Genomic DNA, 17,839 nt, shown 5'->3' with positions numbered 1-17,839 from the left:
ATTCCGCTCGATAGGCAGGTGGCCTATGTTTATCCGAGAGCGATCAGTCAAAAAAGTGCCTTGATCTTAAAAATAGACCACGGCCGCCAAGTGTGAGGACACAGCCATGCATATATTGCTGACCGGCGGTACCGGCCTTATCGGCCAACACCTGTGCCAACTGTGGCGGGGCCAGGGGCATCGGCTGACTGTCTGGAGCCGCAGGCCTGAACAGGTGGCGAAAATCTGTGGCACTGGAGTGCGTGGTGTTGCGCGGCTGGACGATATCGCCAAGGACGACCCAGTGGATGCAGTCATCAACCTGGCCGGCGCGCCGATCGCCGATCGCCCCTGGACTGCGGCGCGCCGGACCCTGCTCTGGGCCAGTCGGGTGACCCTTACCGAACAGTTGCTGGCCTGGCTGGATAGCCGTGAGCAGCGGCCGTCGGTGCTGATTTCCGGCTCTGCGGTGGGTTGGTACGGCGACGGCGGTGAGCGCGAACTCACGGAGACCTCGGCCCCGGTGAAGGAGGACTTCGCCAGCCAGCTGTGCATCGCCTGGGAGGAGACCGCCCTGCGTGCACAGGCATTGGGGATCCGCGTGGTGCTGGTGCGAACTGGCCTGGTGCTGGCGGCCGATGGCGGCTTTTTGTCGCGCCTGCGACTGCCCTACAAACTGGGCCTGGGCGGGCCTCTGGGCGATGGCCGGCAGTGGATGCCCTGGGTGCATATCGATGATCAAATCGCCCTGATTGATTTTCTCATGCAGCACAAGGAGGCCAGCGGTCCCTATAATGCCTGCGCGCCGGAGCCGGTGCGCAATCGCGAGTTCGCCAAGCGCCTGGGGCGCACCTTGCATCGTCCGGCGTTCATGCCGACGCCGGCGCTGCTGCTCAAGGCCGTGCTCGGCGAGCTGTCGACGCTACTGCTCGGTGGCCAGCGTGCCCGCCCTGTACGCCTGTTGGCGGCGGGCTTCACGTTCCGTTTCAACGATCTGCAATCGGCCCTGGACAACCTGTCCAGCCGCCTCTGACATAGGACGCTGCATGACTGATCATGCCCTGCTGCTGGTCAACCTGGGTTCGCCGGCTTCCACCTCGGTAGCCGACGTGCGCCGTTACCTCAACCAGTTTCTGATGGACCCCTATGTGATCGATCTGCCCTGGCCGGTGCGGCGGTTGCTGGTGTCGCTGATCCTGATCAAGCGGCCGGAGCAGTCGGCCCATGCTTACGGCTCGATCTGGTGGGATGAAGGTTCGCCCCTGGTGGTGCTGACCCGCCGCCTGCGCCAGGCGATGCTCGAGCATTGGCCCCATGGCCCGGTGGAGATCGCCATGCGCTATGGCGAGCCAGCACTGCCTGACGTGCTCGAGCGCCTGGCCACGCAAGGTGTGCGCAAGGTGACGTTGGCACCGCTTTATCCACAGTTCGCCGACAGTACCGTGACTACGGTGGTGGAGCTGGCCAAGCAGACCATCGCCGAGCGCCGGCTGCCCTTGCAGACCCGCGTGCTCCAGCCGTTCTACGAGCATCCCGACTATATCGAGGCATTAGCTGCCAGCGCCCGCCCGTACCTGGAGCAGGACTACGATCACCTGTTGCTGAGCTTCCATGGCCTGCCCGAACGGCACCTGAAAAAGCTCGACCCCACCGGCAACCATGACTTCCAGGCGGCCGACTGCTGCAAGGACGCCAGCGCCGAGATGCGCGCGGTGTGCTATCGCGGCCAGTGCCTGGCCACGGCCAGGGCGTTCGCCGAGAAGATGGGCATCCCCGAGGGCAAGTGGTCGGTGTCGTTCCAGTCGCGTCTGGGCCGAGCCAAGTGGATCGAGCCGTATACCGAAACGCGTCTTGACGAGCTAGGCAAGGCGGGGGTGAAGAAGTTGCTGGTGATGTGCCCGGCGTTTGTCGCCGATTGCATCGAGACGCTGGAAGAGATCGGCATGCGCGGCAGTGAGCAGTTCATCGAGGCCGGCGGCAAGGAGCTAGTGTTGGTGCCGTGCCTTAACGATCACCCAGAGTGGGTGAGAGTGCTGGCGGGACTGTGCGAGAAGGCCTGAGCGGGAATCCGTGATGCTGCGTGGGAGCGGGCTTGCCCCGCGAAGGCGATGGCCTGGGCTTAGCCATCGCGGGACAAACCCGCTCTCACATGGGTGCAACTACTTGGTCATTCAAGGCAACTGATCATCCAGTTTCTTGTTCTTCCAGCCATCATTGCCCGGCAGGATCAGGTTCAGGGCAATGGCCACCACGGCGCACAGGGCGATGCCCTTCAGGCCCCAATCGTCCGGGCCGTCACCGCTGCCGATCAGCACGCCGCCGATACCGAACACCAGGGTCACCGACACGATCACCAGGTTGCGGGCCTCGGCCAGGTCGATCTTGTGGCGGATCATGGTGTTCATGCCCACTGCGGCGATCGAACCGAACAACAGGCAGAGAATGCCGCCCATCACCGGCACCGGAATGCTCTGCAGCAATGCGCCGAACTTGCCGATGAAGGCCAGGGTGATGGCGAATACCGCCGCCCAGGTCATGATCTTCGGGTTGTAGTTCTTGGTCAGCATCACCGCGCCGGTCACTTCGGCGTAGGTGGTGTTGGGCGGGCCGCCGAACAGGCCGGCTGCCGTGGTGGCCAGGCCGTCACCAAGCAGCGTGCGGTGCAGGCCGGGCTTTTTCAGGTAGTCGCGGCCGGTCACGCTGCCCACCGCAATCACCCCGCCGATGTGTTCGATCGCCGGGGCCAGGGCTACGGGCACGATGAACAGAATGGCCTGCCAGTTGAAGGCTGGCGCTGTGAAGTTGGGCAGTTCCAGCCATGGGGCCGCGGCGATCTTGGCAGTGTCGACCACGCCGAAGGCGAACGACAGCGCGAAGCCCACCAGCACGCCGGAGATGATCGGTACCAGGCGGAAGATGCCTTTGCCGAACACGGCCACGATCAGCGTGGTCAGCAGTGCCGGCATGGAGATCAGCATGGCGGTCTTGTACGGCATCAGCGCAGCACCGTCACCACCCTTGCCCATCGCCATGTTGGCGGCGATCGGCGCCATGGCCAGGCCTATGGAAATGATCACCGGGCCGATGACCACCGGCGGCAGCATGCGGTCGATGAAGCCGGTGCCCTTGATCTTCACCATCAGGCCCATGAAGGTGTACACGAAGCCTGCCGCCATGACGCCGCCCATGGTCTCGGCCAGGCCGAACTGGCCCTTGGCGAGGATGATCGGGGTGATGAAAGCGAAGCTCGAGGCCAGGAACACCGGGACCTGACGGCCTGTGACCAGCTGGAACAGCAGGGTGCCGATGCCGGCGGTGAACAGTGCCACGTTGGGGTCGAGGCCGGTGATCAGCGGCATCAGCACCAGCGCGCCGAATGCCACGAAGAGCATCTGCGCGCCCGAAACGACCTGGCGCCAGAGCGGGTCGTTGAAGCCGTCCTGCATGGTCAGGCGTCCTTCTGCTTGGTGCCGAAGATCTTGTCGCCGGCATCACCCAGGCCCGGCACGATGTAGCCGTGCTCGTTGAGGCGCTGGTCGATCGAGGCGGTGTAGATCTGCACGTCCGGGTGGGCTTTTTCCACCACTTCGATGCCTTCGGGCGCCGCGACCAGGACCATGGCGCGGATTTCCTTGCAGCCGGCTTTTTTCAGCAGGTCGATGGTGGCGACCATCGAGTTGCCGGTGGCCAGCATCGGGTCGATGATCAAGGCCAGGCGCTGGTTGATGTCCGGCGCGAGCTTCTCGAGGTAGGTATGGGCCTCGAGGGTTTCCTCGTTGCGGGCCACGCCCACGGCGCTGACCTTGGCGCCGGGGATCAGGCTGAGCACGCCGTCGAGCATGCCGATGCCGGCGCGCAGGATCGGCACTACGGTGATCTTCTTGCCGGCGATTTTCTCGACTTGCACCTTGCCGCACCAGCCGTCGATCTCGTAGGTTTCGAGCGGCAGGTCCTGTGTGGCTTCATAGGTCAGCAGTGCACCGACTTCCTGGGCGAGTTCGCGAAAATTCTTGGTGCTGATATCGGCACGGCGCATCAGGCCGAGCTTGTGGCGGATCAGCGGATGGCGGATCTCACGAGTAGGCATAGGGGGAGGGCTCCGGGAGGCGGGCAAAAAAACCGCGCTAGATTAATCTATTCAGTCCTTGATGTCGTGCAGTCATTGTGCACGTTAGTCCATAAAGGCTTGATCTGGGACGAGCGGATGCGTACCTTTGCTCGCTTTTCCAAAACGCACCCCCTGGAGAGCGCCATGTCCGCCGATCTCGAGCATATCCGTCAAGTGATGCGCGAGGCTGATTGCCTGTACAACGAAGCCGAGGTCGAGGCCGCCATCGCCGAGGTCGGTAAACAGATCTGCAAGGACCTGCACGACAAGAACCCGGTGGTCTTCTGCGTGATGAACGGTGGCCTGATCTTCTCCGGCAAACTGCTGACCCACCTGCAGTTCCCGCTTGAAGCCTCGTACCTGCACGCCACCCGCTACCGCAACACCACCAGCGGTGGCGAGCTGTTCTGGAAGGCCAAGCCGGAAGTGTCGTTCATCGACCGCGACGTGCTGATCGTCGACGATATCCTCGACGAAGGGCACACCCTCAGCGCCATCATCGAGTTCTGCAAGCACGCCGGCGCCCGCGCCGTGCACACCGCGGTGCTGATCGACAAGGACCACGACCGCAAGGCCAGTCCGGACCTGAAGGCCACCTACACCGGCTTGTCGTGCGTCGATCGCTACGTCTTCGGCTACGGCATGGACTACAAGGGTTACTGGCGCAACGCCAACGGCCTCTTCGCCGTCAAGGGGATGTGAGCATGCGCCAGCCTGCGTTCCTCGATCAGTCGTTGTTCGTCGGGCTGGCACAAAAGGCCGCCGAGAGTCCGCGTGGCCGCCAGCACCACAACTTCCACCAGATGGAAGAGCCCTGCCACCGCATGGCGGTGGGCTTGCAGCCAGCTACCTATATCCCGCCGCACAGGCACCTGAGTGACGACAAGGCCGAGGTCTTGATCGTCCTGAAAGGGCGCTTGGGTTTGCTGATTTTCGATGACCTGGGACAGGTCACCGACAAACGTGTGCTGCAAGCGGGCGGCGAGTGTCTTGGGGTCGACCTGGTGCCTGGCACCTACCATGGCCTGGTGGTGCTCGAGGCCGACAGCGTCATGTTCGAGTGCAAGGCCGGGCCGTGCCGGCCGGTGGGCGAGGGGGAGCACGCTCATTGGGCGCCGCGTGAAGGTGAAGCGGCCGTTGCCGAGTATCACGCCTGGATGCGCGCGCAGTTCGATTGAGCTTGCGCCAATCTTGAGCCCGCGCCCTCACCTCAGGACCGGGCTTGCTCCGCGACAGGGCCTGTGCGTAGAGTGCCTGCTCATGCCAAGGAGCCCCACATGCGTGCGATCGTCCCCCTCCTGCTGGCGGTGAGCCTGCCGCTTGCCGCCGCGCCGCTGCACAGCCAGTTCCTCCCGCCCGACGACCTCTCACTGCGCCAGGAAGCACCGGTCAGCCAGCAACTGCTGCAGGTCACCGACTACAGCGTGGTGGTCGGCACCCAGCGCCAGTCCGACCAGCAGCCGATCCCGATCACCTCTTCCTTGCAGGTGCGCCTGAAGGGCAAGCCGCTGAGCAAGGGCTCGACCATTGGCCAGGTCTTGCTCAATTTCGACGGCGAGGGCGGCAAGAGCCTGAAGAAACCGGTGTACGACGACAAGGCCCGCACGCTGACGCTCAACTATCCGTTGGCCGACTATCGGGTGATCATCGACCTGCTGCGTAACGAGACGCTCTACGTACAGTTCCTCACCTATGCCAACGGCCATATCTGGGCCGACCTGCACACCGGTACCGTACGTACGCGTTGAGGCTCGCCGTCGCCGGGGGGTACACTGCCGGCCTTCGAAAATGTCCGTGATGGTCCAGTTGGAGTCGGCGATGCGTAAAGACAAGAAACAAGTGATTGGTGACGAGATCAGCGACGAGTACATCAAGACGTTCCTGCAGTTCGAACCGGCCGATGGCCTGACCTCGCCTTCGCATCACAAGCTGATCAAAGGCTACCGTGGTTTGCGCGTCGACGACTTCGAGCGTTACGTCGGTTTCTTCGTGTCGGCCGGCTACGATCTGGATGGCAAGGACGAACATGGCAAGACCTTCGCCGAGGCCATAGCCGACCAGCGCAATGCGCCGGAGTACATCGAGATCATCGAAAAAGCTCGCGGCTGATCTGGCTGCCCCGCTTTGCGGGCTCGGCCCAGGCAAAAAAAACGCCCCGGGGGGGCGTTTTTTCGTTTCAGCCGGATCAGGCGTAATGCTTGGCCGGGCTGCTTTCCACCAGCTCCAGCGCCACATCGTTTTCAGCGCTGATCTTGTGGTATAGGGCCGCGTCGGTGGCCAGGGTCTTCTCACGGGCGGGGAAGATTTCCTTGAGCTTGGCGGCCCAGGCGCCCTTGGCCTGCTCTGGGAAGCAGCGCTCGATCAGCTCGAGCATGATCGACACGGTCACCGATGCGCCCGGCGATGCGCCCAGCAGGGCAGCCAGGCTGCCGTCTTCGGCCGAGACCAGCTCGGTGCCGAACTGCAGGATGCCGCCTTTCTTCGGATCCTTCTTGATGATTTGCACGCGCTGGCCGGCCACTTCCAGGCGCCAGTCCTCGGCTTTCGCCTCCGGGTAGAAGCGGCGCAGCGATTCCAGGCGCTGCTCCATCGACTGCATCACTTCGCTGACCAGGTACTTGGTCAGGTCCATGTTGTCACGGGCTACGGCCAGCATCGGGCCGATGTTGCCCATGCGCACCGACAGCGGCAGGTCCATGAAGGAGCCGTGCTTGAGGAACTTGGTGGTGAAGCCGGCGTATGGCCCGAACAGCAGTGATTTCTTGCCGTCGACCACGCGGGTGTCCAGGTGTGGTACCGACATCGGCGGGGCGCCGACCGCGGCCTGGCTATAGACCTTGGCCTGGTGCTGCTTGACGATCTCCGGGTTGTCGCAACGCAGCCACTGGCCGCTGACCGGGAAGCCGCCGAAGCCCTTGCTTTCCGGGATGCCGGACACCTGCAGCAGGGGCAGGGCGGCGCCACCGGCACCGAGGAAGACGAAGCGGGCGTCCACTTCACGGCTGCCGCCGCTGTTGACGTCCTTGATGCTCACGGTCCAGCCGCTGCCGTTGCGGCGCAGGCCGACGACCTTCTTGCTGTACTTGACCTGGGCATCGGGCGAGTCGCCAAGCAGCTTGAGGAGCTTGTTGGTGAGGGCACCGAAGTTGACGTCGGTGCCTTTCATCACGCGGGTGGCAGCGATGTGCTGGTCGGCCGGGCGGCCTGGCATCATCAGCGGCATCCAGTCCTTCATCACCGCCTTGTCTTCGGTGTATTCCATCTCGGCGAAGGCGTGGTGCTGCTTGAGCAGCTCGAAACGCTTCTTGAGGAACGAGACGCCCTTGTCACCTTCGACGTAGCTCAGGTGCGGCACCGGGTTGATGAAGGCGCGCGGCGAGCCGAAGTTGCCTTTGCGGCTCAGGTAGGCCCAGAACTGGCGCGAAACCTCGAACTGGGTGTTGATGTGCACGGCCTTCTTGATGTCGATGCTGCCATCGGCGGCCTGCGGGGTGTAATTGAGCTCGCACAGGCCGGCATGGCCGGTACCGGCGTTGTTCCAGGGGTTGGAACTCTCCGCGGCTCCGGAGTCCATCGCCTCGACGACCTCTAGCTTCAGGGTCGGGTCGAGCTCCTTGAGCAGTACGGCCAGGGTGGCACTCATGATGCCCGCGCCTACCAGTACCACATCAACCGATTCGTTCTGCGCCATTAACGCGTCTCCACAATCTACAGCACCTAATTGACAGCATAGGATCCCTGGGTTGGCCAGGATCGCCATGTCCGACTCTTCGCAGTTCTTGCAACTTCCGCGGACACCGCCAATCAGTCTTGGGTGTTCGGCTATTGAACGCCCATTGCCACGGGTGCGGCAATTCGACTTATGGTCAAGTGGCCCGTTGTGCGTTATGGATCGGCCTCAGGCGTTCATTAGGGATGAGCGCTCTTGCCGTCTGTTCAGGGCTGTTCGGTACACATCTGCCGCTCTTGCACATGCCAGACTGTTCATTTGCTCGCCACACTCTCGTGAAGTTGTGAAAAACCGTTTTTTCACGCTCTTTTGGAGTCGTGAACCTCAAAAGTGGACTGCGCGATGGCAACCCGCAGGTTCATGCGCAGCGGACGGCCGAAAACAGCAGGCACGACAGCCAATGCAAGACCTGAGTGGAAGGCTCTCTGTGGGCGAAGCGTCGAGGGTGCCGGGTTGAAGCGGCGAATGCGGGGCCCGATCAGGAGACGTCCTTATAATCGGGGGGAGATTATAACGATGTCGCGGGCGGAAAGGGCGTACTTGTTGGTTTTTATTGCAGCGTTTGTCAGGCTGCGAGGGTGCGTTGCTGCCAAAGGCGCATTGCACCGTGGCAAACCCGGGCGCTGGCCGGCAGCGGGCGGCCAAGCCAGGTCAGTCGCGCTTCGCTGACCTGCACCCAGGTGCCGTTGCCCGGCGGTGTGGCGCAGTGCTTGAAGGCCAGGCAGGTGCCATCGCTGTCGAGGCGGGCGTAGGTGGCGTGGCGCGGGCGGTGGAAGAGCAGGGTCCAGAGCGAGGCCATGACGTGGTGTCCTGTGAGGGAGGGCTGACGCAAGGATAAACGCAGGGGCATGAAACGATTGTGACAAGCGGGCCGGGCGATGGCTGGCGTGTGGTGCGCTAGGTATACTGTGGGCCTTTGCCGCTTTTTCTGGAGAAATGCGCATGTTGCAACGTCTGTTGGTCGGTTTGTTCGCGGTGGCCAGCCTGAGCCTGGCCGGTTGTGCCCACAGCCCGCAGCAACTCAGCCCGCAACCCAAGCTCACCCAGCAGTTGGCCCCGGTCGGCCACGGCCAGCCGGTGGTGGTCAGGGTCGTCGATGGGCGCGCCTCGCAGTCGCTCGGCACCCGTGGTGGCATGTACCCCGAGACCAGCACCATCACCGTCAATGGCAATGACGTGGTGCCCAAGCTGCAGGCCCAGGCCGAAGCGGCGGTGCGCCTGCTGGGCTTCACCCCGACGCCGAATGCCGGCAATGCCCCGCAGTTGACCGTGACCCTGGCCGAGCTCAAGTACCAGTCGCCCAAGGACAAGATGTACGTGACCGAGGCGACCATCGGTGCCACCTTCCGCGCTGATGTGTCGAACGCCAACCGTCGCTACAGCGGCCGTTACGGTGCGTCGCTGGACCAGCGGTTCGGCATGGCGCCGAACCAGGAAACCAACACCAAGCTGGTGAGCGACGTGCTCAGCGATGCCCTGACCCGCCTGTTCAAGGACCCGACCGTCGGTCAGGTACTGGGCGAGTAAGCACGCCGATACCGCGTCAAAAAAGCCCGCTGCCTGGGATCAGGCAGCGGGCTTTTTCATGGCTGTATCTAGTGTGGTGTTTCACAAATAACGACCATAACTCGCGGTGCTTTTTGCGCTCATGCGGCGTTGTCGCTCCTCGCCGTAGCTGGGCTACGACTCGTCGCGACGCCTTGCCTGAGCGCAAAAATCACTCGCGAGTTATTGGTCGTATTTGCAAAACACCACACTAGGGCCAGTCAGGCGGCCTGGACGTGAAAGTCCAGAAGGCTGATGCCCGTGTGCGGGTCGATCTCCGGCAGGTCGTCATGGGCATGCCCGCCCAGGGCGCAATACACCAGCCACTGTCGGTCCTGGACGTTGATCGCGAAGCCGTCGATCAGCGCCTGTTGTTCGTCGCTCTGGGCCACGAGGTAAAGGCGGTCCTGGTTTTCGGCGTGCAGCATGACAAGCTCCGGTCAGTTGAAGGCCGACAGGGTGGCCTGTCTTGATGACGAGCGTGTGACAGGTGAAATTAGATGACAGCTGGTCGCAAAGTGGCGGTGGTCGATGTGGGCTTGGGTAGAATGCCGGGCTTTGCCACATGTGATACCGAGGTCGCGTAATGTCGTTGCAAGTGCTCTGGGGCTTCCTGGCCGCCCATCCGGCCAAGCTGATCAATCTGCTGGCTTTGCTGATCACCTGCCCGGGCGGCTTGCTGCTGCACGGCGCCCGGCGCCGCGAGGCGCTTGCCAGGGAAAGCCTGGCGATGGATGAAGGGGTGGTGGACGTGCTCGAGCAGCGTGTGCCGCGTTATTACTACATCCTCGGTTTCTGCTGCCTGGCGATGGCGTTGCTGCTGTCCTGGTTCAGTACCTGGATCTGAATCGCTGATGTCGACCCTGTAGGAGCGGCTTCAGCCGCGATCCAGGCAACGGGGTGCCTGGCACCCGCTTTGCGGGTGATCGCGGCTAAAGCCGCTCCTACAGGTGTGTTGTCAGGCTGAAGTGGGCTGACGCTTCACCTGATACTGATTGCGCACCGGCGTCGCGTACTGCTGCACCAGGTACGGCTGCTGCTCGACCGGGCAGGCATCCAGCCGGCGCTGCCATTCTTCCTTGGCCTTGGCCAGTTCATCGGCGGGGAACAGTTTTTCCGCGCTCGGCACTTCGAGTGCCGCATCTTTCTCCGCCCACATCGCATAGGCCAGGTAATGCACCGGGAACAGCCGGTAGCCGCCAAGGATCTGCCGGTCGATGGCCTGCGCCAGCTGCTTGGTGTCCTCGTGGTACTCGGTCACCGGAGGGGCGAAGTTGATGTGAACCCGCCCTTTGTAGCCGGTGATGCCCTGGGCGATGCTGTTGTCGTCCTCGCCGGGTGCCTTCTTGTAGGTGCCGGTGGTGGCGCGGATGTACAGCTCGCGGGCCTTGGCTTGGTCGCAGGGGTCGTACTCGTAGCTGATCGACACGGGGATCAGGTTCAGGCTCTGGATCACCGCGCCGAACGGTTCGTCCTTGCGGCTCATGTGGAACATTTTCAGGATCGCCGAATCGGTGCGGTCGTCACCGTCCTTGGCGCGGCCTTCGGCCTGGGCGATCCAGATCGACGCGCCATCGTTGCGGATCGAGTGGTTGATGTAGGCCGAGAGCAGTTGATAGGCGGCCAGTTTCTCGCGGCGGCCGCTGATCGAACGGTGCACGATGAAACTCTTGTTCAGGCGCATCATGTCGCTGACGAACGGCTTTTGCAGCAGGTTGTCGCCGATGGCGATGCGCGGTGTCGGCAGGCCGGCGTGGTACACCGCATAGTTGACGAAGGCCGGGTCCATCACGATGTCACGGTGGTTGGCCAGGAACAGGTAGGCGGTACCGGACTTGAGCTGTTCGACGCCGCTGTAGGTGACGCCGTCGGTGGCGCGGTCGATGGTGCGGTCGACGTAGTACTCGACCTTGTCCTGCAGCGTGGATACGCAGGTCACGCCGGCAAATTCCTTGCGCAGGCGCCGGGCGATCAGTGGTTTGAGCAGCCAGCCGAAGGCACCCGCCGCACGCGGAAAGCGGAAGTGGGTGAGGATATCGAGGAATGCCGGGTCGCTGAGCAGGCGTGCCAGCACAGCAGGGACCTCAGCGTCGTCGTACGGTCGGATGGCATCGAATTCGCCCATCATGCTCTCTTGTTGGAAACGGCTAGGGTAATTAGGTAGGGGCGGGCTCCGAAAAACGGCTCGGACGCACACAGGCCCTGTAAACAGACCGGCAATTATACGCACAAGTCACTCCGGAGGCCGCGATGCTGGAAACTGCGATCTACGATTGCCCTTACTGTGGCGAGGAAGTCGAAACCACGGTGGACTTGTCCGGCGGCGACCAGGAATACATCGAGGACTGCCAGGTGTGCTGCAAGCCCATTCGCTTCGTGCTGCAGGTCCATGGTGAGGAGTGGATGCTCGATGTCTACGGTGAGAACGACTGATGCGGCGAATCTATGAACCGGAAAGCCTGCTGGAGGCCCAGGTACTGGTGGGCATGCTGGCCAGCGAAGGCATCGAGGTGCACCTGGTCGGGCGCGACCTGATGGGCGCCGTGGGCGAGTTGCCGATGCACGGCTTGCTCGGTCTGGCGGTGCCCGACGAGCAGGCCGGGTACGCACGGCAACTGATCGATGAGTACAATGCCGCCCAGCCGCTTGCCGGTGACGAACCGGAGAGTTATCCCGGAACCCTGATCTGCTAGGTTTTGATTTCGCCCATGTGTGGACGCTACGCCCTGTTTCGCTGGTCCCAGAGCTTCGCCGGCCTGCCGGGCTTCCCCCCGGGCCAGAAGGCCCAATGGAACATCGCGCCCGGCGCCTCGGTACTGATTCAGCGCCAGGTCGACGGCCAACTGCAGCTGGCCAGCGCTCGTTGGGGGCTGACCCCGGCCTGGCTCACCGACCTTTCCCGCACACCGGCACAGGCCCGTGCCGAAACCCTGGCCGAGCAGCCGATGTTCCGCGAGCCCCTGCGCCAGCGCCGTTGCCTGATGCCCGCCAACGGCTTCTACGAATGGCGCGGCACGGCGCGCAAGCGCCCGTACTGGGTAACGCCGGGGGAGGGCGCGTCGTTGTTCTTCGCCGCGGTGTGGGAGATCTACCCGGTGCAGGAACAAGAGTGGCTGAGTTGTGCGGTGGTCACGCAAGCGGCGATGAACCAGCGTCGGCCGCTGATTCTGGACGGGGCCGAGCAGGCGCTGTGGCTGGACCCGGACACGCCGATGGCAAAACTGCACGAGTTGCTGGCCAAACCGCCGACGGCACTGCGTGAGCGGGCGCTGGCACATTTCGTCAACGACCCGAAGCTCGATGGGCCGGAGTGCCTGACCCCCGCCTGACGGCCTAAGCTGCAAGCTGTGAGTTGCAAGCGGCAAGTCAAAGCGGTTCGTGCTCGGCTTTGACTTTTCGCTATACACTTGCGGCTTAAAGCTCAGACCCTGAATTGATTGATCAGGCGGCGCTGCTGCTCCGCCAGCTTGGTCAGCTCGGCGCTGGCCTGGCTCGACTCGTCGGCACCGCCCGCCACTTCGCCGGCCACCTGGCCGATGTTGATCACGTTGCGGTTGATGTCCTCGGCCACGGCACTCTGTTCCTCGGCGGCACTGGCGATCTGGGTGTTCATGTCGTTGATCACCGACACCGCCTGGGTGATGCTTTCCAGCGCCTCGGCAGCGCGGCTGGCCTGCAGCACGCTGTCGTCGGTCTTGCCCTGGCTGTCTTCCATCACCTTGACCACTTCTCGGGTGCCCTGCTGCAGTTGCTGGATCATCTGCTGGATTTCTTCGGTGGCCTGCTGGGTCTTCTGCGCCAGGTTGCGCACCTCGTCGGCGACCACGGCGAAGCCACGGCCCTGCTCGCCGGCGCGGGCGGCCTCGATGGCGGCGTTGAGCGCCAGCAGGTTGGTCTGCTCGGCAATGGCGCGGATGGCCACGAGGATCGCATTGATGTTTTCGCTGTCGCGGGCCAGGTCCTGGACCACGGTGACTGCGCGGCCGATCTCGCTGGCCAGGGCGCTGATGGCGCTGGAAGTGTCGCGCACGATTTCCAGGCCCTGGTTGGCGGCGCGGTCGGCCGCGCTGGCGGCCTGGGCGGCTTGCGTGGCGTTGCGCGCGACATCCTGGGCGGTAGCGGTCATTTCATGCACGGCGGTGGCCACCTGGTCGATCTCGGCCATCTGCTTGTGCACGCCCTGGTTGGTTCGGATGGCGATGTCGGCGGTGTGCTCGGACGAATCGCTGACCTTCTGCACCGAACCCACTACCTGGCTGATCATGGCCTGCAACTTGGCCAGGAAGGTATTGAAGCCCTTGGCGATGGCACCCAGCTCGTCGGCGCGGTCGCTGTGCAGGCGACGGGTCAGGTCGCCTTCGCCCTGGGCGATGTCGTCGAGCATCGCCACCATCTGCTTGAGCGGGCGGGCGATGCCCAGGGCCAGCAACCAGATCACCAGCAGGCCAAGGGCGGCGATGCCGAGGCCAACGAGGGTCATGCCGGTGATATCGGTACGACGCTGTTCGGCCAGATCCTTCTGCAGCTGGTTGACCTCAGCCATCACGGCGCTCAGCGGCAGTTCCAGCAGCAGTGTCCAGCGGGCATCGGTGTTGGCGACCTTGAACGGCAGGTACAGCTCGATGCGATCCTTGCCGGCGTCCACTTCGTAGTGCAGGGTTTCGCCGCTCAGGCTGTTGAGGGTGCTGGCTTCGTCGCTGTCCAGCACATCGCTGGCCTTCTCGCCGAATTTCGCCGGGTCACGGGTATAGGCCACCAGGCGGCCGTTGCTGGAAACCAGCGCCAGCTCGCCGGCGCCGTCGTACAGCTGGCGATCGGCGGCATTGAGCAGGTCCTGGATGAAGTTCACCGACAGGTCGGCACCGGCCATGCCCTGGAACTGGCCATCGACCATGATCGGTTCGACGAACGACGCCAGCATGACCATCTTGTCGCCCACTTTATAAGGCGCGGGGTCGATCACGCAGGCCTTCTTCGACTCCTTGGGGCACAGGTAGTACTCGCTGGCGCGCACGCCGGTGGCGAGGACTGTGCGGTCGTCGACATCGGCCAGCTTGTCCTGGCCAAGGCTGCCATCGCCATTGCGGAACCACCAGGGCAGGAAGCGGCCGTTGGCGCTGTCGATACCCACCAGGCTGCTGCCGACGTAGCGGGCATCGGCATGGTCGAGGGCGTTTGGCTCCCAGCCAAGGTAAGCGCCGAGCACGCTTGGATTGACCTCCACGGTGCGCTTGAGCTGGTTGATCAGGTGCTCGCGGTCGACCCTCATCAGCGCTTGGCCGTCGCTTCCCTGCATGCCGAGCATGGCGTTGCCAGTGGCCAGGCCGCGGGCGATCGACAACGGAGCTTCGAGGCCGCGCTGGATCTCGCTGACCTGGGTGCGCGCCAGGGCGGTGAGGCGCTGCTCGATGACGTTTTCGAACTGTTGCTGGGTTCGCTGTTGCACCAGGGCCTGGGTGCGTTGCCCGGAGTAGACGGCGTACAGCACCAGGGCCGCGACAATACTCAGCACGATGGCACCGGCCAGGGCGGCTACGGAAAACTGGATCGACTTGAACTTCATGGCAAAGCTCCGCGCGCAAGGAGGTCGTTACCGAGTGTTATCGGCGGGCTAATACCAAAGCATGAGGACCTTGTCAGAAATCTTACCTGCGGCTCTGGCAGGGGCGGGCGTCTGGGCCTAGGATACGCGGCACGTAAAAAGGGAGTGTTTTCATGCGTAAGTCATTCGTTGTCAGCATGCTGACGGTCGGCGTCCTGCTCGGCGGCTGCCAGGCGGTCAATACCACCAGTGGTGGTGCCGTGGGCGTCCAGCGCCAGCAATACATGTTCAGCATGCTTTCGACCGATGAGGTCAACAAGATGTACGCCCAGTCCTACCAGCAGACCCTCGGCGAGGCGTCGAGCAAGGGCGTGCTGGACAAGAGCAGCAATGATGCCAAGCGCGTGCAGGCCATCGCCAAGCGCCTGATCGCACAGGCGCCACAGTTCCGGCCGGATGCCGCGCAGTGGAACTGGGAAGTCAACGTGATCAAGAGTGACGAGCTCAACGCCAATTGCGGCCCGGGCGGCAAGATCATCGTCTACACCGGGCTGATCGATCAGCTGCAGCTGACCGACGCCGAGATCGCCGCAGTGGTGGGCCATGAAATCGCCCACGCCCTGCGCGAGCACAGCCGTGAAGCGATGTCCAAGGCCTACGGCGTGGAAATGGCACGCCAGGGTGCCGGCGCGATCTTCGGTCTGGGGCAGGACAGCATGGCCATGGCCGACACCGTGGTGAACTACGCCATGACCTTGCCCAACAGCCGGGCCAACGAGAACGAAGCCGACCTGATCGGTCTCGAACTGTCGGCCCGTGCCGGCTATGACCCGAACGCCGCGATCACCCTGTGGAACAAGATGAGCAAGGCGTCCGAAGGCGCGCCGCCAGAGTTCATGAGCACCCACCCGGCTTCGAGCAGCCGTATCGCCTCGTTGCAGGCGGCGATTCCGAAGGTGATGCCGCTGTATCAGGCGGCCAAGAAGTAATCCTTCGGGGATATGCAAGGCGTGGGAGCGGGCTTGCCCCGCGATGAAGGTGTAAAACCCAGCATCTTCAGAGCGAAAGCAAGCCCGCATCTACGGTCAGCCTATCCAGCCACTGGTCTTCATCGCCGAATACACCGCGACGATGGCCAGCACCACGAACGCGGTCGCCGCTAGGCGACGGATCAGCGTCAGCGGCAGTTTCTCCGCCGCGAAGTTGCCTGCCAGCACCACCGGCACGTTGGCGATCAGCATGCCCAGGGTGGTGCCGATGATCACCATGATCAGGTGCGGATACTGGGCGGCCAGCATCACCGTCGCCACTTGGGTCTTGTCGCCGATTTCGGCGAGGAAGAACGCGATCAGCGTGGTCACGAATGGCCCGAACCGTCGTGCGCTGCTGGTTTCTTCATCGTCCATCTTGTCCGGCACCAGGGTCCACAACGCGGTGGCGGTGAAGCTCGCGGCGAGGATCCAGTGCAATACCGACTCGGTGAAGAAGCTGCTGACCCAAGCGCCGACCGCGCCAGCGGCGGCATGGTTGGCCAGCGTCGCGGCGACGATCCCGGCAATGATCGGCCAGGGCTTGCGGAAACGGGCCGCGAGGATGAGCGCGAGCAATTGCGTCTTGTCGCCGATTTCGGCAAGCGCGACGATCGCGGTGGGGACGAGCAATGATTCCAGCATCAGGATTCCTACGGGGGCGGGTCGACACGGCTATGACACGTACGACCTCCCCGCCCCGGGTAAGGTGTGCGTGTCATAGGTCTTGTCAAACCCTGGACCTGTCTGCGCAGATCGTGGGTCGCACGCGCCATGGCCTGTGGGCCAAGTGTGTTGACGCGTACCGGGCGAGCTGGGTGCTCGCGGGAGACTACTCCCCTAGGACGGAGCGGATTCTGCCTAGGCGAATCGCTTTCGGCAAGCCCTGTTTTTATCCATGTGTTGCGCGGTAGATGCGAAAACCTTGTGCTTCGGCACGGATCTCACAGTTGCCCAGGGCACCTTCGATGAGCGGTTGGTAACGAAGGAAACTGTTGGCTACCAAACGGATTTCACCGCCTTTTCGCAGATGTTCCCTGGATTTTTTCAGCAGGTTTTCCGAGGCGTGATAGTCGGTGTGTACACCGGTATGGAACGGCGGATTGCTCAGGATTACGTCCAGGTCGGTGGGGGCCGCATCGATCCCGTCACCGCTGATCACCTCGCCTTCCAGACCATTGGCGGCCAGAGTCAGGCGACTGGCCGCGACCGCAAAGGCGTCGACATCGAGCAAGGTGACCTGGCTCTGCGGATAGCGACGCTTGATCGTGGCCCCGAGCACCCCGGCACCACAGCCGAAGTCCAGGACATGACCGCTCGGCAGGCCGTCGAGGTGTTCCAGGAGCAGGGCCGTGCCTTTGTCCAGGCGCCCGTGGCTGAACACGCCGGGCAGGCTGATCACCTGCAGCGGGCCATCTTCGAGGGGCAGTTCAAAGCGTTCGGCCAGGCTTTCCAGAGGCTTGGCCTCGGGCGCGTTGTCCACGGTCACCTGCCATAGCTGGCAGTGGCGGGCACTGTCGAGCTTGCGTGGCCGGCCGAAGGCCTGCAATTGCTTGGCCGCGCTCTCGACGCCACCGCGTTTCTCCCCCACCAGGTACAGCGTGCGACCGGTAAGGCGCGAGGCCAGGGCGTTGAGCAGGTAGGCCGCCAGCTCGCGTGACTTGGGCAGGAACAGCACGGCGGCGTCGAAGGCTACCTCGGGCACTTCGACACCGTAGTGGCTGCGCCCGGCGAAGCGGCTCTCGAGCACGGCCTGGTCGCCGGCATGCCAGGTCCAGCCGTGGGCCCCAGGCAACTGGCCGAGCAGGCCATCGGCCTGGGCGCCGGCGACCAGCAGCGGGCCTTGGAACAGCTCTGCCTGGCGGAGCAACACTTCACTGCGCGGGTCCATGGACGACGCCTCCTGA

21 protein-coding genes, 1 pseudogene and 1 riboswitch are annotated in these 17,839 nt (G+C 63.6%); of the genes and pseudogenes, 12 read left to right on the top strand and 10 right to left on the bottom strand.

The window, feature by feature from the left end; translation table 11 throughout:
• The first annotated feature begins 106 nt into the window (after nt 1-106).
• The gene (locus C3F42_RS12800) at nt 107-1,012 is read left to right on the top strand and encodes a TIGR01777 family oxidoreductase (protein WP_094010292.1); all 906 of its coding nucleotides are present in this window, start codon (nt 107-109) and stop codon (nt 1,010-1,012) included.
• Between the two features lie 13 nt (nt 1,013-1,025).
• The gene (hemH, locus tag C3F42_RS12795; RefSeq protein WP_023630158.1) at nt 1,026-2,039 is read left to right on the top strand and encodes a ferrochelatase; all 1,014 of its coding nucleotides are present in this window, start codon (nt 1,026-1,028) and stop codon (nt 2,037-2,039) included.
• Nucleotides 2,040-2,150: 111 nt separating this feature from the next.
• On the opposite strand, the gene C3F42_RS12790 is transcribed toward hemH, so the two are convergent.
• Both C3F42_RS12790 and upp read right to left on the bottom strand, forming a co-directional pair.
• On the bottom strand, nt 2,151-3,425 hold the full coding sequence (locus tag C3F42_RS12790; RefSeq protein WP_038707351.1) for a uracil-xanthine permease family protein: 1,275 nt from the start codon (nt 3,423-3,425) through the stop codon (nt 2,151-2,153).
• Nucleotides 3,426-3,427: 2 nt separating this feature from the next.
• Nucleotides 3,428-4,066, bottom strand: a complete 639-nt coding sequence (gene upp, locus C3F42_RS12785; RefSeq protein ID WP_023630748.1) for a uracil phosphoribosyltransferase — start codon at nt 4,064-4,066, stop codon at nt 3,428-3,430.
• Nucleotides 4,067-4,231: 165 nt separating this feature from the next.
• Between upp and C3F42_RS12780 the strand changes: the two genes are divergently transcribed.
• The 4 genes from C3F42_RS12780 (at nt 4,232) to C3F42_RS12765 (ending at nt 6,196) form a co-directional block, all read left to right on the top strand.
• Nucleotides 4,232-4,789 carry a hypoxanthine-guanine phosphoribosyltransferase gene (locus tag C3F42_RS12780; RefSeq protein ID WP_023630749.1) on the top strand — a complete coding sequence of 186 codons (558 nt, stop codon included), beginning with the start codon at nt 4,232-4,234 and terminating at the stop codon, nt 4,787-4,789.
• Nucleotides 4,790-4,791: 2 nt separating this feature from the next.
• Complete coding sequence (locus tag C3F42_RS12775) at nt 4,792-5,265, top strand: WbuC family cupin fold metalloprotein (RefSeq protein WP_104444517.1); 474 nt, start codon at nt 4,792-4,794, stop codon at nt 5,263-5,265.
• A gap of 99 nt (nt 5,266-5,364) precedes the next feature.
• Entirely contained in the window at nt 5,365-5,835 is a 471-nt protein-coding gene (locus C3F42_RS12770; RefSeq protein WP_023630751.1) for a hypothetical protein, read from the top strand.
• 70 nt (nt 5,836-5,905) lie between these two features.
• Nucleotides 5,906-6,196: a PA4642 family protein gene (locus tag C3F42_RS12765; protein ID WP_023630752.1), complete on the top strand. Its 291-nt coding sequence runs from the start codon at nt 5,906-5,908 to the stop codon at nt 6,194-6,196.
• 76 nt (nt 6,197-6,272) lie between these two features.
• On the opposite strand, the gene mqo is transcribed toward C3F42_RS12765, so the two are convergent.
• Nucleotides 6,273-7,778 (bottom strand): malate dehydrogenase (quinone), encoded by a 1,506-nt coding sequence (gene mqo, locus C3F42_RS12760; protein ID WP_023630753.1) that lies wholly within the window; start codon nt 7,776-7,778, stop codon nt 6,273-6,275.
• Between the two features lie 604 nt (nt 7,779-8,382).
• Entirely contained in the window at nt 8,383-8,616 is a 234-nt protein-coding gene (locus tag C3F42_RS12755) for a hypothetical protein (RefSeq protein WP_104444516.1), read from the bottom strand.
• A gap of 143 nt (nt 8,617-8,759) precedes the next feature.
• Here C3F42_RS12755 and C3F42_RS12750 point away from each other — a divergent pair, with 143 nt between their 5' ends.
• The gene (locus C3F42_RS12750) at nt 8,760-9,344 is read left to right on the top strand and encodes a YajG family lipoprotein (protein WP_023630961.1); all 585 of its coding nucleotides are present in this window, start codon (nt 8,760-8,762) and stop codon (nt 9,342-9,344) included.
• 239 nt (nt 9,345-9,583) lie between these two features.
• On the opposite strand, the gene C3F42_RS12745 is transcribed toward C3F42_RS12750, so the two are convergent.
• Nucleotides 9,584-9,790 carry a hypothetical protein gene (locus C3F42_RS12745; RefSeq protein ID WP_046857121.1) on the bottom strand — a complete coding sequence of 69 codons (207 nt, stop codon included), beginning with the start codon at nt 9,788-9,790 and terminating at the stop codon, nt 9,584-9,586.
• A gap of 158 nt (nt 9,791-9,948) precedes the next feature.
• On the opposite strand from C3F42_RS12745, the gene C3F42_RS12740 reads away from it, so the two are divergent.
• A complete protein-coding gene (locus C3F42_RS12740; RefSeq protein WP_023630962.1) occupies nt 9,949-10,209 on the top strand; it encodes a hypothetical protein in 261 nt (86 codons plus the stop codon).
• Nucleotides 10,210-10,320: 111 nt separating this feature from the next.
• Here the strand turns inward: C3F42_RS12740 and C3F42_RS12735 are convergent, their stop codons facing one another.
• Nucleotides 10,321-11,487 carry a 1-acyl-sn-glycerol-3-phosphate acyltransferase gene (locus C3F42_RS12735; RefSeq protein WP_023630963.1) on the bottom strand — a complete coding sequence of 389 codons (1,167 nt, stop codon included), beginning with the start codon at nt 11,485-11,487 and terminating at the stop codon, nt 10,321-10,323.
• A 125-nt stretch (nt 11,488-11,612) separates the two neighbouring features.
• Between C3F42_RS12735 and C3F42_RS12730 the strand changes: the two genes are divergently transcribed.
• Genes C3F42_RS12730 through C3F42_RS12720 form a run of 3 tightly spaced genes read left to right on the top strand, consistent with a single transcriptional unit; the run spans nt 11,613 to nt 12,691 of the window.
• Entirely contained in the window at nt 11,613-11,795 is a 183-nt protein-coding gene (locus tag C3F42_RS12730) for a CPXCG motif-containing cysteine-rich protein (protein WP_010225771.1), read from the top strand.
• Nucleotides 11,795-12,055, top strand: a complete 261-nt coding sequence (locus tag C3F42_RS12725) for a putative signal transducing protein (protein WP_023630964.1) — start codon at nt 11,795-11,797, stop codon at nt 12,053-12,055. The genes C3F42_RS12730 and C3F42_RS12725 overlap by 1 nt, the downstream gene beginning before the upstream one ends.
• Nucleotides 12,056-12,070: 15 nt before the next feature.
• A complete protein-coding gene (locus tag C3F42_RS12720; RefSeq protein WP_104444515.1) occupies nt 12,071-12,691 on the top strand; it encodes an SOS response-associated peptidase in 621 nt (206 codons plus the stop codon).
• A gap of 92 nt (nt 12,692-12,783) precedes the next feature.
• On the opposite strand, the gene C3F42_RS30270 is transcribed toward C3F42_RS12720, so the two are convergent.
• Nucleotides 12,784-13,488: a methyl-accepting chemotaxis protein gene (locus tag C3F42_RS30270; protein WP_371920593.1), complete on the bottom strand. Its 705-nt coding sequence runs from the start codon at nt 13,486-13,488 to the stop codon at nt 12,784-12,786.
• A gap of 198 nt (nt 13,489-13,686) precedes the next feature.
• A pseudogene (locus tag C3F42_RS30265) lies at nt 13,687-13,746 on the bottom strand (hypothetical protein); the annotation flags it as partial.
• 1,331 nt (nt 13,747-15,077) lie between these two features.
• Between C3F42_RS30265 and C3F42_RS12710 the strand changes: the two are divergent.
• Nucleotides 15,078-15,893, top strand: a complete 816-nt coding sequence (locus C3F42_RS12710; RefSeq protein WP_023631454.1) for a M48 family metallopeptidase — start codon at nt 15,078-15,080, stop codon at nt 15,891-15,893.
• 96 nt (nt 15,894-15,989) lie between these two features.
• Here the strand turns inward: C3F42_RS12710 and C3F42_RS12705 are convergent, their stop codons facing one another.
• Together C3F42_RS12705 and C3F42_RS12700 are read right to left on the bottom strand one after the other, a co-directional pair.
• Entirely contained in the window at nt 15,990-16,574 is a 585-nt protein-coding gene (locus tag C3F42_RS12705) for a TMEM165/GDT1 family protein (protein WP_177182881.1), read from the bottom strand.
• A 91-nt stretch (nt 16,575-16,665) separates the two neighbouring features.
• A riboswitch (yybP-ykoY riboswitch) is annotated at nt 16,666-16,785 on the bottom strand.
• A 39-nt stretch (nt 16,786-16,824) separates the two neighbouring features.
• A complete protein-coding gene (locus C3F42_RS12700; RefSeq protein ID WP_094010289.1) occupies nt 16,825-17,823 on the bottom strand; it encodes a class I SAM-dependent methyltransferase in 999 nt (332 codons plus the stop codon).
• Nucleotides 17,824-17,839 lie beyond the last annotated feature (16 nt).

This window comes from Pseudomonas sp. PONIH3 (assembly GCF_002934345.1).
GTDB lineage: Bacteria > Pseudomonadota > Gammaproteobacteria > Pseudomonadales > Pseudomonadaceae > Aquipseudomonas > Aquipseudomonas soli.
This window is presented reverse-complemented; position numbering and strand designations above follow the sequence as displayed.